The sequence below is a fragment of the Nocardia sp. NPDC049737 genome (assembly GCF_040674755.1).
Taxonomy (GTDB): domain Bacteria; phylum Actinomycetota; class Actinomycetes; order Mycobacteriales; family Mycobacteriaceae; genus Nocardia.
The window spans coordinates 22,241-37,354 of record NZ_JBFANH010000029.1 but is presented as its reverse complement, the minus strand read 5'-3'; the positions used below and the strand labels follow the sequence as shown (position 1 = coordinate 37,354).

The 15,114-nt window shown below is 65.8% G+C and carries 14 protein-coding genes; all 14 read right to left on the bottom strand.

Annotation, left to right across the window (positions count from 1 at the left end; genetic code table 11):
• Nucleotides 1-9: 9 nt before the first annotated feature.
• On the bottom strand, nucleotides 10-1,614 hold the full coding sequence (locus AB0J47_RS32230; protein WP_364354706.1) for a glycerate kinase: 1,605 nt from the start codon (nucleotides 1,612-1,614) through the stop codon (nucleotides 10-12).
• Between the two features lie 6 nt (nucleotides 1,615-1,620).
• A complete protein-coding gene (gene gcl, locus AB0J47_RS32225) occupies nucleotides 1,621-3,396 on the bottom strand; it encodes a glyoxylate carboligase (protein WP_364354703.1) in 1,776 nt (591 codons plus the stop codon).
• A 2-nt stretch (nucleotides 3,397-3,398) separates the two neighbouring features.
• On the bottom strand, nucleotides 3,399-4,271 hold the full coding sequence (locus tag AB0J47_RS32220; RefSeq protein WP_364354988.1) for an NAD(P)-binding domain-containing protein: 873 nt from the start codon (nucleotides 4,269-4,271) through the stop codon (nucleotides 3,399-3,401).
• 53 nt (nucleotides 4,272-4,324) lie between these two features.
• Nucleotides 4,325-5,128, bottom strand: a complete 804-nt coding sequence (locus AB0J47_RS32215) for a TIM barrel protein (protein WP_364354700.1) — start codon at nucleotides 5,126-5,128, stop codon at nucleotides 4,325-4,327.
• On the bottom strand, nucleotides 5,125-5,505 hold the full coding sequence (locus AB0J47_RS32210) for a gamma-glutamylcyclotransferase (RefSeq protein WP_364354697.1): 381 nt from the start codon (nucleotides 5,503-5,505) through the stop codon (nucleotides 5,125-5,127). The genes AB0J47_RS32215 and AB0J47_RS32210 overlap by 4 nt, the downstream gene beginning before the upstream one ends.
• 182 nt (nucleotides 5,506-5,687) lie before the next feature.
• Entirely contained in the window at nucleotides 5,688-6,755 is a 1,068-nt protein-coding gene (locus AB0J47_RS32205; RefSeq protein ID WP_364354694.1) for an XdhC family protein, read from the bottom strand.
• 4 nt (nucleotides 6,756-6,759) lie between these two features.
• Nucleotides 6,760-8,202, bottom strand: coding sequence for an NCS2 family permease (locus AB0J47_RS32200; RefSeq protein WP_364354691.1), 1,443 nt, complete (start codon nucleotides 8,200-8,202; stop codon nucleotides 6,760-6,762).
• Nucleotides 8,203-8,333: 131 nt separating this feature from the next.
• Nucleotides 8,334-10,667, bottom strand: a complete 2,334-nt coding sequence (locus AB0J47_RS32195; protein ID WP_364354688.1) for a molybdopterin cofactor-binding domain-containing protein — start codon at nucleotides 10,665-10,667, stop codon at nucleotides 8,334-8,336.
• Nucleotides 10,667-12,052 (bottom strand): 8-oxoguanine deaminase, encoded by a 1,386-nt coding sequence (locus tag AB0J47_RS32190; protein ID WP_364354685.1) that lies wholly within the window; start codon nucleotides 12,050-12,052, stop codon nucleotides 10,667-10,669. The genes AB0J47_RS32195 and AB0J47_RS32190 overlap by 1 nt, the downstream gene beginning before the upstream one ends.
• The gene (locus AB0J47_RS32185) at nucleotides 12,049-12,519 is read right to left on the bottom strand and encodes a (2Fe-2S)-binding protein (RefSeq protein WP_364354682.1); all 471 of its coding nucleotides are present in this window, start codon (nucleotides 12,517-12,519) and stop codon (nucleotides 12,049-12,051) included. The genes AB0J47_RS32190 and AB0J47_RS32185 overlap by 4 nt, the downstream gene beginning before the upstream one ends.
• On the bottom strand, nucleotides 12,519-13,394 hold the full coding sequence (locus tag AB0J47_RS32180) for an FAD binding domain-containing protein (RefSeq protein WP_364354679.1): 876 nt from the start codon (nucleotides 13,392-13,394) through the stop codon (nucleotides 12,519-12,521). Before AB0J47_RS32180 ends, AB0J47_RS32185 begins: the two co-directional genes overlap by 1 nt.
• A gap of 2 nt (nucleotides 13,395-13,396) precedes the next feature.
• Nucleotides 13,397-14,272: a factor-independent urate hydroxylase gene (gene pucL, locus AB0J47_RS32175; RefSeq protein WP_364354676.1), complete on the bottom strand. Its 876-nt coding sequence runs from the start codon at nucleotides 14,270-14,272 to the stop codon at nucleotides 13,397-13,399.
• Between the two features lie 3 nt (nucleotides 14,273-14,275).
• Entirely contained in the window at nucleotides 14,276-14,575 is a 300-nt protein-coding gene (uraH, locus tag AB0J47_RS32170) for a hydroxyisourate hydrolase (protein WP_364354673.1), read from the bottom strand.
• The gene (uraD, locus tag AB0J47_RS32165) at nucleotides 14,572-15,084 is read right to left on the bottom strand and encodes a 2-oxo-4-hydroxy-4-carboxy-5-ureidoimidazoline decarboxylase (protein ID WP_364354670.1); all 513 of its coding nucleotides are present in this window, start codon (nucleotides 15,082-15,084) and stop codon (nucleotides 14,572-14,574) included. The genes uraH and uraD overlap by 4 nt, the downstream gene beginning before the upstream one ends.
• Between the last annotated feature and the right edge of the window lie 30 nt (nucleotides 15,085-15,114).

Here is a 15,114-nt window from a genome sequence, read left to right as displayed (position 1 = left end):
CATCGGAAATCATCGGAATCTCCCGTCGAATGTCCTTGCGCCGCCGCTATTTCGGTAGGTGGCCGCGACAATGTCATCGGCCAGGTCCGCTACACGCCGCTCCGGAGAGGCACCCTGAGCGGCGTGGCCTGCAGCCCCTCGGCCCGTAGCGGACTCCGACGACAGGTGCCCGGCAGACGACGACTCGGCCGTGGCGGCTCCCGCCGCGTGCCTTGCCGACCCTCGGTTCGTAGCGGCCTCCGACGACTGGTGCTTGGCAGATCGCTGCACCGCGGCGGCCGCCCCAGCGACGTGACCTGCCGACTCTTGGGCTACAGCAGCCTCCGACGACAGGTGCCCGGCAGACGGCCACTCGGCCGTGGCCGCCCCGGCGGCGTGGTCTGGAGACACCTGATCCGTGGCGACCTCCGGCGACTGGTGCCCAACAGAGGGCCGCCCGGTCGAGAGATCTGGCGGCAGGTGTTCGGCAGACGGCCGCTCCGCCGTGGGATCCGGCGGCAGGTGCTCGGCGGCAATCTGCACACCCAGCCGCTCGAGCAGCAGCTCCCCCTCCGCGAAGCAGCGCGCGATATCGGGTTCGATATCGGCCAGGGCGTATGCGGCCGAAAACCCCGCATCATGCAATCGCTCGTCGGGCAGCCTGTTCCGGCCACAGACAGCGACGACCGGGACGCCCGCAAACCCAGCGGCAGTAGCGACACCAGCCGGCGCCTTGCCGTACAGGGTCTGCTCGTCGAGCATGCCCTCCCCGGTCACCACCAGATCCGCATCGGCCACGCGCTCGGCGAAACCGACCAGCTCCAAAACCAATTCGATTCCGGGACGCAGCCGAGCACCGAGCACCGCGACGGCCACGAATCCGACCCCGCCCGCCGCACCGGCACCCGGGCGTTCACGCAGATCGTTGCCGGTGGCGACCGCGACACGATCCGCCCAGTGGGTGAGCGCCGAATCCAGCTCCGCCACTTGGTTACCGTCGGCACCCTTTTGTGGACCATAGACGGCGGCTGCACCGCGCCGACCGGTGAGCGGATTGTCGACATCGCACGCGACGGTGATCTCGACCCCGACCAGCCGTTCCCGCACAGATGCGAGGTCGATCGTGTGCAGCCGGGCCAATGCCGCACCGCCGTCACCGATTTCGGCTCCGTCGGCATCGAGCAGCCGAGCACCGAGTGCCGCGAGCAGCCCGGCACCACCGTCGGTCCCCGCACTGCCGCCGATGCCCAGCACCACCCGACGGCAGCCCGCATCGATGGCCGCGGCGATGACCTCGCCGGCGCCGCGGCTGGTGGCCGTCATCGGTGCGAACTTTCCGCCTGGTAGTCGCACGAGCCCGGATACGTCCGCCAGTTCCACGACGGCGATATTGTCGCGGCGGGCATACGCCGTGCACACCGGTTCGCCGGTGGGCCCGGACGCGGTCACCAGGACCGCCTCGAAACCCGCGGCCAATGCGGCGGCGACGGTGCCGTCCCCGCCGTCCGCGATCGGCACCACCGACACCTCGGCACCGGGCCGGAGGCGGTGGATACCGGCGCGGACAGCGGCACCGACCTGCGCCGCGGTCAGCGACCCCTTGAACTTGTCGGACGCGATCAGGACTCGAGTCATAGCGGCTCAGTCCAGCCGTGCGGTCGCGGTCGGGACGTCGGCCGCGGACTGCGCGAGCTCCTCGAATTCGACGATATTGTCGATCTCGAGTCCCATCGAAACATTCGTCACCCGTTCGAGGATGACCTCGACGATTACCGGCACCCGGAATTCGGTCACCAGCTTCTTCGCCTCATCGAGGGCCGAACCGATCCACGCCGGATCGAATACCCGAATCGCCTTGCAGCCCAGGCCTTCCGCGACCTTGACGTGGTCGACGCCGTAGCCGGCGAGCTCCGGGCTGTTGATATTGTCGAAAGCGAGCTGCACGTAGTAGTCCATGTCGAACGCGCGCTGCGCCTGACGAATCAGGCCCAGATACGAATTGTTCACCACCACATGGATGTACGGGATATTGAACTGCGCGCCGACAGCCAATTCCTCGATGAGGAATTGGAAGTCGTAGTCACCCGAGAGCGCGACCACGGTGGCATTCGGATCGGCCGTCGCGACACCGATGGCCGCGGGTACCGTCCAGCCCAGCGGTCCGGCCTGCCCCGCATTGATCCAGTGCCGCGGCCGGTAGACGTGCAGCAGCTGCGCCGCCTGGATCTGCGACAGACCGATAGTGCTGACGTAGCGCGCATCGGGCCCGAACGCCTTGTTCATCTCCTCGTATACGCGCTGCGGCTTGATCGGTTTATCGTCGAAGTGCGTCTTGCGCAGGCCCACCCGTTTCCGGTTGCGGCACTGCTCGGCCCACACATTGCGATCGGGCAACTCCCCGGCCGCGTCGAGTTCGCGCGCGACCTCGACGAAGACGCGCAGTGCGGCACCCGCATCGGAGGTGATGCCGTAATCCGGTGCGAATACGCGACCGATCTGGGTCGGCTCGATATCGACGTGCACGAAGGTGCGATCCTTGGTGTAGGTCTCCACACCGCCGGTATGCCGGTTGGCCCAACGGTTTCCGATGCCGAGCACGAAATCGGATTCGAGCAGGGTGGCATTGCCGTACCGGTGCGAGGTCTGCAGTCCGACCATGCCCGCGTGCAGCGCGTGATCGTCGGGAATCGTGCCCCAGCCCATCAGCGTCGGCACCACCGGAACACCGGTGAGTTCGGCGAATTCGATCAGCGCCGCCGCGGCATCGGCACTCACGATGCCGCCGCCCGCGACGATCAGCGGCCGCTGCGCCGCATTCAACATCTCGATGGCCTTGACCGCCTGTGCCCGCGTCGCGGCCGGGCGGTGCACCTCGAGCGGCTGGTAGGTCTCGATATCGAACTCGATTTCGGCGAGCTGCACATCGATCGGCAGATCAATCAGGACCGGCCCCGGCCGCCCCTCCCGCATCAACTGGAAGGCTTTCTGGAAGGTCCCCGGTATCTGTGCTGGTTCGAGCACAGTCACCGCCCACTTGCTCACCGGTGCGGCAATGGCGGCGATATCGACCGCCTGGAAGTCCTCCTTGTGCAGCTTGGCCACCGGCGCCTGACCGGTGATGCACAGGATCGGTATCGAGTCCGCGCTGGCGGAATACAGGCCGGTGATCATATCGGTGCCCGCAGGCCCCGAGGTGCCGATGCAGACACCGATATTGCCCGCCGCCGCCCGGGTGTACCCCTCGGCCATATGCGAGGCGGCCTCGACGTGACGGGCAAGCACATGTTTGATACCGCCGTGTGCGCGCATCGCGCTGTAGAAGGGGTTGATCGCGGCACCTGGCAGACCGAATGCCTGTGTCGCACTTTCCTTTTCGAGAATCAGAACGGCAGCATCCACCGTGCGCATGCGTGTCATGGTCAGCTCTCCCGGCCCGAGAGCGCCTCGGTCACCTTCAGCAGACCCGAGTGGTCCAGTGAGCCGTGACCCATCGCGCGGGCTGCGGCGATCAACTGCGCGGTCAGCGCACCCATCGGGATCGACACCTCGGCGTCGCGGGCGGCCCGCAGGATGATGCCCATATCCTTGTGGTGCAGGTCGATTCGGAAGCCGGGCTTGAAGTCCCGCTTCAGCATGGAGGCGCGCTTGAGGTCGAGGATCTTGCTGCCCGCGAGCCCGCCCGCCAGCACATCGAGGCCCTTCTCGGCATCCGCGCCCAGGTTTTCCATCAGCAGGATCGCCTCGGCCACCAGCGCGTAGGTGCCACCAACGACGAGCTGGTTAGCGGCCTTGACCACCTGACCTGCACCGTTCGGACCGACCAGCGCGAAGGTCTTGCCGACCGCCTCGAAAATCGGTGTGGCCGCGGCGAAGTCGGCCTCGTTACCGCCGACCATGATCGACAGCGCGGCATTGATCGCGCCCGGCTCACCGCCGGAGACCGGAGCGTCGAGCACCCGCAGGCCCTTCTCTGCGCCCTTCTCGGCGGTCCAGCGAGCGGTCTTGGGCGTGATGGTGGAGAAGTCGATGTACAGCGTGCCGGGCGCGGCGTGCACCAGCACATCGGCGAAGACCGCCTCGACATGCTCGTCCTGCGGCAGCATCGTGATGACGATGTCCTTCTCCCGCACCGCTTCCGCGACACCGGATGCTGCCGAACCGCCCGCCGCCTTCAGCTTTTCGAGTCCGGTGGGTCCGATGTCGTAACCGGTCACCTCGTGCCCGGCGGCGACGAGGTGACCCGCCATCGGGCTGCCCATGATCCCCAGGCCGACAAAACCGATCTTGTTCACGGCTTCGCCGTGCCCAAGGGGCGCTGTGTCTTTGATTCGCTCGCTACGCTCGCTCATGCCATCCACTTCCAATCCAGCTCGGGGTCTTTGTATTCGAGGCCGATCCAGCCGTCGTAGCCGATCTCGGCCAGGGTTTCGAAGAGCGCGGCGAAATCGAGTTCGCCGGTGCCGGGACGGCCGCGGCCCGGATTGTCGGCGATCTGGACGTGGCCCAGCTGCGCCGCGTGCGTGCGGATCACGGAGTGCAGGCCCTCGCCCATGCGGGCTAGGTGGTACAGGTCGCAAAGGAACCGCACATTGGGTTCACCGGTCTGCTCGATGACCTGCCCGGCGTGTGCGGCACTCACGATCGGATAGTGCGGCGACTCAAAGGCATTCAGTGCCTCCAGCAGAACGGTTGCGCCGATCGCATCGGCCGCCTGCGCGGCCAGGCTCAAGTTCTCCAGTGCGAGTTCGTCCTGCTTCTGCGGGCTCTCGCCCCCGACGCGATTGCCGTAGAGGGCATTCAGCGCGCGGCAGCCGGTCTCCTCGGCGATACCGACGGCGACATCGATATTGTCCCGGAACCGGGTGACCTCACTCGGAACCGAGACCAGACCACGCCCGCCCAGCGGGATCAGGTCGATGAAGTTCAGACCGACCAATTCCACACCGGCATCGCGGATCGCGCGCACGAACACATCGATCTCCTTATCGCCCGGCGTCGGATCCTCGCCGAACGGCCACCAGAATTCGACTGCGTCGAATCCGGCCTGCTTTGCCGCGGCGGGGCGTTCCAGCAACGGGAGATCGGTGAACAGGATCGAACAATTGACATCGAATTTCGGGAAGGCGACGCCCCCGGCCTGATTATTCATTCAGCTCCTTGACGGTATTGCTGCCAGCTGCCGATGGCGGTGATATCGATCAACTCCGGATACGAGGTCGGCGCGCGGCGCAGCAGCATCGACAACACCGAACGGCCGTCGGCGAGTTCGATCGCGCCGAGTTCGAGTTCGGGTGGTTCGGCAGGCAGCAGCCGCCGCCGCAGCACTTCCATGGAGATGTCGAAGAGTTCACCGGAGATCGAATCGCCGCCGTCAGCGACGGGATCCAGGCCCGGGAACCGATCGCCGACCGAATAGAAACGGTAGCGCGGCGCCGTTTTCGCTGCACCGGCGAAAGGCGCGCCGTCGAGCAGATGATTGAGCGGTCCGCCGCGCATGGCGGAGCCATTCAGAAATATCAACGGCATTCGGTGAATCCTTTGTTCGCAATTTCGTCAATTATGTGGGCCGACCGCAGTGTCGGAATAGCGGCGATTAGCCCGAAGCCGATCGGATATCCCGAAGTCGATTTCGTAGGATGCTCCAGCCGCAGACTCGGTGCCGAAACCGCGCGCGCCCCGCGTACCGGGTGTACGGCGGCGTGCGCGGCTCACCAGACCGGAAGCAGGTCCCGGTGGATCGGTCCGCCGGTGGCGGTCAGCGGTTGGGCCGAGCCGCCGCGGCGCACCGCGACGATCTCGGCGGCGATGGATACCGCCGTCTCCTCCGCGGTCCGCGCGCCGAGATCCAGCCCGATCGGTGAATGCAATCGGGCCAGTTGCGATTCCGTCATACCGGCGGCCCGCAGCCCGGCCATGCGGTCCCCGTGGGTGCGACGGGACCCCATCGCACCCACGTAGGCCACCGGCAGCCGCAGCGCAACCTCTAACAACGGAATATCGAATTTGGCATCATGGGTGAGCACACACAGCACCGTGCGCGAATCAACCTGTGTGCGTGCGAGATACCGGTCCGGCCACTGCACGACGATCTCGTCGGCGTCCGGAAAACGCGCGCGCGTGGCGAATACCGGGCGGGCATCGCAGACGGTGACGTGATATCCGAGAAAGCGGCCGATCCTGGTTACGGCGGCCGCGAAATCTATTGCGCCGAAGACGATCATGCGCGGCGGCGGTACATACGATTCCACGAAGACGGCGACTTCACCGGTACCACAGCCGATCTCACGCACACCGGTGGCGCCGGTATCGAGCATCGCCATGGCCTCGGCCACGACTACCTCGTCGAAGGCGGCGCCGACGGTCCACCAGGACCCGATCGCCATGGCCGCACCGGTTTTCAGATCCCTTACCAGTGTCACCGCCTCGTCGGTGCGCAGGATCGCCTCGATGGCGACACGTTCGACCTCGGTGATCCGCTGGACGAAGACCTCGAGTTCGCCGCCGCAGGTCAGTCCGACCGCGAAGGCGTCATCGTCGCTGTATCCGAAGATTTCGCGCACCGGTTGTCCGGTGCGCAGGACCGCACGGCAGAGTTCGTAGATCGCGCCCTCGACACAGCCACCGGAAATGCTTCCGATGACATTGCCGTCGGCGTCGACCGCCAGCGCCGCGCCGGGCGGCCGAGGGGCACTTCCCGTGACGCCGATGACGGTGGCCACGGCGTAATCCTTCTGCACCGCATGCCATTTCCGAAGTTCTGCCGTGAGGTCGCGCATGGTGCTATCCGCCCAGGAGTAGTTCGATGGCCGAGATGCCGAAGTAACCGGCGAACACCAGGCTCACCACCCCGATCAGCCAATGGATTTCACGGAATTTGCCGCGGGCCAGCTTGATCACCACGTACGCGATCAGGCCCGCGCCGACACCGTTGGTGATGGAGTAGGTGAACGGCATCAGCACGATGGTCAGGAAGGCGGGCACCGCCACCTCGAGATCGTTCCAATCGATCTTGCGGGCCTGGGTCATCATCAGCGCACCGACGATAACCAGCGCCGGTGCGGCGGCCTGGATCGGCACCACGGCGGCGAGTGGGGTGAAAAATACTGCGAAGCAGAACAATCCACCCGTTACCACGCTGGTCAGTCCGGTGCGGGCGCCCTCACCGACACCCGTCGCGGATTCGACGTACACGGTATTTCCGGCGCCGCCGCTGACACCACCGATGACCTGGGAGATACCGTCGATGGTCAGCACCTTGCCGATACCCGGCATGGTGCCCTTTTCATCGAGCAGTCCGGCCTCGTCACAGACGCCGAAAACCGTTCCCATGGCATCGAAGAACCCGGTCAGCACCAGGGTGAACAGCACGACTCCCGCGACCAGCCCGCCCGCCTCAGCGAAACCGCCGAAGAGGTCGATATTCAGCGCCAACCCGAAATCGGGTGCCGCGAAGAATCCCTTCGGCTGCTCCGGCACCACCGGCCCCCAGGTCTGCGGGTCGATCTTCGCCAGTGCGTTGACGATAATGGCGAGCACCGTCGAGATGGCGATGCTGATCAGAATCGCACCGGGCACCTTGCGGATGAATAGCGCCAGCATCACCAGCAGCCCGACCGCGAAAACCACTACGGGCCAACCGGATAGGTGACCATCGGCGCCGAGGGTGACCGGCGGACCGGTCTGCGCGCCATGCCCGACGACCCCGGCCGAGACCAGTCCGATCATCGCGATGAACATGCCGATCCCGACGCCGATCGCATTCTTGAGACCGAGCGGGATGGCATTGATGATCATCGTCCGCAGTCCGGTCGCGGCCAGCACCACGATGATCACGCCCATCAGCACGACCAAACCCATGGTCTGCGGCCAAGTCATATGCGGTGCCGCCTGGAAGGCGACCACCGGAACCACACCGAGCCCGGCGGCGAGCGCCAGCGGCACATTGCCCGCGACGCCCATCAGGATGGTGCTGAGGCCTGCGGAAAACGCGGTGGCCGTGGTGAGTTGGGCGATGCTCAGCTTGTCACCGTTGACATCCGCGACGCCGCCGAGAATCAACGGCACCAAGAGGATGACGTAGGCCATGGCGACGAAAGTGGTGACACCGCCACGGATTTCACGGGAGACGGTGGTGCGGCGTTCGCTCAGCCGGAAGTACCGGTCGAGCGCAGACCTTCCTGCTACCGGCTCTGGTGTGCTGGGCTTGGTCTGAATCTGGGTCATTGGCGTGCCCTCCTCGGGGCGTAGCCGACCTACGGTCCGGCCGCCGTCCTTTCGGACCGGCCGGACCGCATGGTTCGGGTACTGCTGTTGTGGAGTCTGTCCGGTCCACTGGAACCGGCTGCCCCTGTTGATCAACTGCTCCGGATGATGTCTTCCGGTCGCACCGGCACTCGGTTGATGTGCACGTTTCCACCCCGCGATCGGCAGGCGTCACGGATCGCCGCGGCGATCGCGGGGGTAGAGGAGAGCGTGGGCGGCTCTCCGGCGCCGCGCAGCCCGTAGGGGGCGTGCGGATCGGCATTTTCGAGAATCTCCAGCCGCTGTGACGGCGTATCGAGAATCGTCGGGATCAGATAGTCGGTGAAGGACGGATTGCGCACCTTACCGTCTTTTACCTGGATTTCCTCCATGACCGCCAGCCCGAGCCCCTGTACGGAGCCGCCGTGGATCTGGCCCTCCAGGGACAGGCGGTTCATGATCTTGCCAACGTCCTGGACCGCGTCCAGGGAGACGACCTTGACCAGGCCGAGGTCTGTATCCACGTCCACCACCGCGCGGTGTACGCAGAGAGCCAGCTGGGTGTGGCTATTGCCTTGTCCCGTAACGGAATCCATGCCCGTCGTCGGCCGGTGGTGGTACTCGCGGGTCTCTTCGATAACCCCCTCATCCAGGACATCGACGATCGCCGCGAGCACCTCCCCCGTGCGCGAAACCACCTTGCCGCCGACCAGTCGCAGTCCCGACGAGGCGCCGAACTCGGCCTGGGCCAAGGCGAGTACGCGCTGGCGCACGGCTTCACAAGCCGCCTTCACCGCGCCACCGGTCATATAGGTCTGCCGGGAGGCGGACGACGAACCCGAGTCGCCGACCTGGTTGTCAGCCGGGTGAATGGTGACCCGCTCGATACCGAGTTCGGTGCGCGCGATCTGCGCCTCGACCGTCACCAGTCCCTGACCGACCTCGGCGGCCGCGGTGTGCACCAGCGCAACCGGTTCTCCGGCAATGACTTCCAGCCGCACCCGAGCCGTCGAGTAGTCGTCGAAGGCCTCGGAGAAGCAGATGTTCTTGATGCCGACGCCGTAACCGACACCACGCACCACACCTTCGCCGTGCGTCGTCTGCGATGCGCCGCCGGGCAGGTTCCGGATATCCGAGGCGTCCAGCTCGGGGGGCATCGGCATGTCCCGCAGCTGCCCGAGCATTTCGGCCATCGGCGTCGGCGCGTGCAGCACCTGACCGGTCGCCAGCTTCGAACCCTGCGACACCGCATTGATCTGGCGCACGTGCACCGGATCGAGATCCAGCGCCTCGGCGACCTTGTCCATCATCGACTCGTGTGCGAAACAGGCCTGCACCGCGCCGAATCCGCGCATCGCACCGCACGGCGGGTTATTGGTGTAGACGCCGTAGGCGTCGATCTCGATGTGCGGAATCTCGTACGGCCCCACCGCGAGCGAGGACGCGTTACCGGTGACATTCAGCGTCGCCGAGGTGTATGCGCCACCGTCGAGGACGATGAGAACCTTTGCGTAGGTGAGCTTTCCGGCATCATTGGCACCGTATTCGTAGAGCATCTTCGCCGGGTGCCGGTGCACGTGCCCGAAGAACGACTCCTCGCGGTTGTACATCATTTTGATGGGCTTGCCGGTGCGCATGGCCAGCATGCCCGCGTGGATCTGCATGGACAAGTCCTCGCGGCCACCGAAGGCACCGCCAACACCGGCCATGGTCATGCGGATCTGATCCTCGGCCAGGCCGAGACACGGCCCGATCTGGGACAGGTCGTTGTGCATCCACTGGGTGGCTACATAGTAGTCGAGCCCGCCGTCCTCGGCCGGAATCACCAGGCCGGATTCGGGGCCGAGGAATGCCTGGTCCTGAATGCCGACCTCGTATTCCTCGGTGACCACCACGGCGGCCAGCGCACGGCCCACGGTGATATCGCCGACTCGCACCGGCTGATGCCGGGCGATACCGCCGCGCTCCTGCACCGCGAGCCGCTTCGGGGCCGAGAGCACCGCCATCGGGTCGGTAATGGGTTCCAGTACCTCCCAATCGATTTCGATGGCGTCGAGGGCGCGCCGAGCGATCTCGGGATGGTCGGCGGCGACCAGGGCGATGGGCTCACCGTGGTGGCGCACCTCGCCGATGGCCAGGACCGGCTGGTCCCAGGTGTGGTCGAGGCCGTACATCTTGCGGCCGGGCACATCCTCATGGGTGAGTACGGCGTGCACACCGGTCATGACCAGTGCTGGCGCGATATTGATACTGCGGATGATCGCGCGCGGATGCGGGCTGCGCAGCGTCGCACCCCAGAGCATGCCGTCCATCCAGAGATCGGAGGCATAAGCGAACTCGCCTTTGACCTTCAGTGTGCCATCGGGGCGCAGCGGGCTCTCGCCGATGCCGCCCTTACCGGGTGCGGCAACCTCTTTCGGAAAGCGAGTGATCCGTGGGACAGTCATCATGCCTCCTGTCGCATTAGCCGTTGCCGGGCCGCGACACCGGCCCCGCCGACGACATCCTGTGCGACGGTGCGCAATTCGTCGTTCTGCACGACGGTGCGCCCGCCGACGAGCAGCCGGGCCAGTGGCGGTGTCGGTCCGAAAACCAAGGAGCAGACCGGATCCTCGATCGCCGAGCGGAAACCGTCGACCCGCCAGATGGCGAGGTCGGCGAGCTTGCCGGGTTCGATACTCCCGATCTCGTTGTGGCGGCCGAGATTACGGGCGCCGCCCAAGGTGCCGATCTCGAGCGCCTGGCGCGCGGTGAAAGCGGTCGGGCCGTTGACCGCGCGCTGGAACAGCATGGCCTGACGCATTTCGCCCGCCATGGAGGTCAGCTCACTCGACGCCGCGCCGTCGACGCCGAGACCGACCGGCGCACCGGCGGCCACCAGATCGCTGACGCGGGCGATACCCGCACCGAGTCGGGCGTTGGAGCTGGGACAATGTGCCGAGCCGCTACCGGTTTCGGCGAAACGCCGGATATCGGCGTCGTGCAGGTGCACCGCGTGCGCGAACCAGACGTCCTCGCCGAGCCAGCCCAGCTTTTCCATGTATTCGACCGGCGTGCAGCCCATCTGTTCGATGCAGTGCTCTTCCTCGTCGAGCGTTTCGGCGAGATGGGTATGCAGCCGAACACCTTTGGCGCGCGCCAGCGTCGCGGAATCGATCATCAGACCCTCGCTCACCGAGAACGGCGAGCACGGTGCGACGGCGACCCGCAGCATCGAGTCGAACGACGGATCGTGGTACTTATCGATGACTTCCGCAGTGTGCGATAGGATTTCGTCGCGGCTCTCGACCACCTCGTCCGGCGGCAGACCACCGTCCTTCTGCCCGCGGTCCATGGAACCGCGGCACGGGTGGAAGCGCAGGCCGATCTCACTCGCCGCGCGTACCTCGGCCTCGAAGAGATCGCCGCGCCCCTTCGGGAAGATGTAGTGGTGGTCGCTGCTGGTGGTGCAGCCGGTCAGTGCCAGCCAACCCAGCCCGGCGGCGGCGGCGCCGTAGACGACGTCGGCGTCCATGCGCGCCCAGGTGCGATAGAGACCGGTCAGCCATTCGAACAGCGTTGAATCCTGGAACAGGCCCTGGCTCGCCCACTGGTAGAGATGGTGGTGGGTGTTGACCAGGCCCGGTGTCACCAAACAGCCTGTACCGTCGATCTTTTCGGCACCCGGGACGATCGGTGCCGGTCCCGCGCCGAGGGCTTCGATGCGGCCATCGGAGATGACTACGTATCCGGACGCGATCTCGACACCGACGACCGGCGCGATATAGGCGTTCTCGATGACAGTCTGCCGACCGCCACCCCGCACGGAATCGCTACACGATGCTGTACTCATTGGCCCGCCTTACGTGCCGCGGCCAGGCGCACCGCGTCGAGGATCTTCTCGTATCCCGTGCAGCGGCAGAGATTTCCGGCGAGCGCCTCGCGGATCTCCACATCGGAGGGATCGGGATTGCGTTCTATGAGATCGTGCGCCTGCACGATGAGACCCGGTGTGCAGAAACCGCATTGAACCGCACCGGCCTCGACGAAAGCCTCCTGCATCGGATCCAGTCTCGCGCCGTTGGCCAGGCCCTCGACGGTGCGCACCGAGCGATCCTGCACCTGGCCTGCGGCAACCAGGCAGGAACACACCGGAGTGCCGTCCAAATAGACTGTGCACGAACCACATTCACCTTGCTCACAGGCGTTCTTGGAGCCGGGCAGGCCCATGCGCTCGCGCAGCATATATAGGAGGCTCTCGCCTTCCCACACATCATCGACGGTCTCTTGCGAGCCGTTCACGTCGAAGGTCACACGCATCAGGCTGCCCTCCTTCTTTCTGCTAGGTAGTCCGTCCACGCCCAGGACAGGGTGCGGCGGGCCAGCACCGTCAGAGCGTGTTTGCGGTATTCCGCGGTGCCTCGAACGTCATCAATCGGCTTGGCGGCGGCCGAGACCAGCTCACCGAATTCCCGGACGAGCTCGAATGGCAACAAGGCCGGGTCATCCCAGTCCAGCGCATCGGCGAGGAGCTGCTCGGCCGGTGTCGCGCGCAGCGGCGTCGGTCCGGCGGATCCGATGCCGGTTCCGACCGTGCGGGTATCGGGGTGCAATGCGATCGAGAATGCGCAGACCGCGATGACCATGGCATTGCGCGTGCCGACCTTGGAAAAGTACTGGGGCCCGGTCGCGGGCGCGATCCGGATGGCGCGGATCAGCTCGTCGGGCTCCAGGGCGTTCTGCTTCACCCACACGTAGAAGTCATCGATCGGGATCAGGCGAGTGCCGCGCGCGGTCGACTCCACCTCGATCACCGCATTGCCCGCCAGCAGTGCGGGGTGGGCGTCACCGGCAGGGGAGGCACCGCCGAGATTGCCGCCGACGGTGCCGCGATTGCGGATCTGCGGCGAACCGACCGTGCGCGAGGCCTGCGCCAGGCCGGGCAGCTGCTGGTTGAGCCGGTTGATGATGCGCACATACGGGACACCCGCGCCGATTCGGATCCAGCCGTCGGGCTCGGTCGAGTAATCGAACAGATCGCGACAGCGGTTGAGATCGAGCAGTGCCGCGGGCCGGCCGTGGTCGAAGTTCATCTCGACCATGACATCGGTGCCGCCCTGGATGGGTTCGGCCTCCGGATTGGCAGCCTTCAGCTCCAGCGCCTCGGCCCAGGTATCGGGTTGTAGGAAATCCATCGTCACTCCCAAGCCGGTCCGGGCGCGGGAGCGTCCTCGGTGAGTACAGTGCCCTCGATCAGGCCGTAGGGGCGGTCGGCGGCGAAGAACACCTCGTTGTCGTTCTCCAGTCCGAATCCGGACAGATCCACGACGAAGTGGTGCCTATTGGGCAGCGACAGCCGGACCTCGCAGACCTCCGGGACCGCGCTGATCACACGGTCGCCCATGGCATAGAGCGTCTGCTGCAGCGAGTAGCTGTAGGTGTCGGCGAATGCCTCGAGCAGCGCACCGCGAACCTCGCGATAGGCCTTGTCCCAGTCTCCGGGCTCAGTCGCGAAACGCCACTGCGCATTGACCTCGGTGGCCAGTACGCGGTCGTAGGCCTCCTGCAGCGTCGTGTACTTGTCCTTGATGTAGCCGTGGAATTCCGAACCGGTGGAGTTGAGTACCACCAGACCCGTCAAACCCGAAACCACCCAGGCATTTTCGCCGTCGTAATGCACCCGCGAGGTGCGCGTCTCCTGGCCGGAGCGTACGAACGAATACTGCTTGTCGCCGGGTCCGACCACGATGCGCTCCCAGGCGTACTCCTGTAGGGAGACGCGCGCGTGGTGGATGGGCGGCTGGGAATCTACGAAATGCCGTGCCAGCAAAAGACCGAACGCTTCCGGCGAGGTGATGCCGTATTCCTTGGCGAAGGCGAATACCGTGTTTTTCTGGGTGTCGGTCGGCAGGACCGTCGCGTTGTCACCGGTCAGGTGGACCTCGTCCATATCACCGGATAACGCCACACCGACGTTCAGATCCCGGATCTCGTGGACACCACCGGTTTTCCGCACCCGGACGACCCGGTTTTCCGCTTTGCCGTATCTATTCGGCCCGAGCTTGATCGACATGGTTCAGCTACCTCGGTAGGTCGAGTAGGAATAGGGACTGAGCAGCAGTGGCACGTGGTAGTGCTCGGCTGGGTCGGTGACGCGGAAGTCGATGGTCACCGTCGGGTAGAACGGACTGAGGTCACCGGTTTCGAAAATCAAACGGTGGATACCGAATTCGGGTGCGGGCAAATCCTTGATGCGCCCGTCGTCGTCGGTGCGGCGCTCGGCGAGCACGGTGCCGTCCGCCTTCTCGAGCCGCACCGGCAGCCCCGCCGCCGGACGACCGCTCGCCGCATCCAGCACATGGGTGGACAGACTCACCTGTCCTCCAACAGCTTTCGGAGTCGCAGCCGGGTGATATCGGCGAGTTCGCGTTGGGTCGTGATGCGTTCACCTTCGGCGGTATTCGCCAAGCGCCTGCGCAGTTCGGCGCGGATCTGCTCGGCGCAGCGGCCTGCGGCGCGGATCAGGAAGACGTGTCCGAACCGCTGCTCATAGGCCAGGTTGCCGGCGGCGATGTCATCGAGTGTCTGCTGGTCGGCGCTCGCCGTGCCGGACTGCTCACCGGCGGACCATTTCGCCTCGCGCTCGTGTGTGCCCGCCTTCGCCCGGTCGCCGATGCGTGGATGCGTGGAAAGCGCCTCCTCGATATCGGGCCAACTCAGCTCACCTACCCCGGCGACCGCGGCGGCCATCAGGCTCGTGCTGTCCACATAGGGCCGGTGCGCCGCCACCTTCCGTGCCCAGACGTGTGAGGCGCAGCAGGTCAGCAGTTCCGCCTCGGCCTGGTCCGGAGGCAGCGAGTTGAGCCATCCGATCTCACCGGACATCCGATCTCCCATCGAGCTTGTTATGTGCTG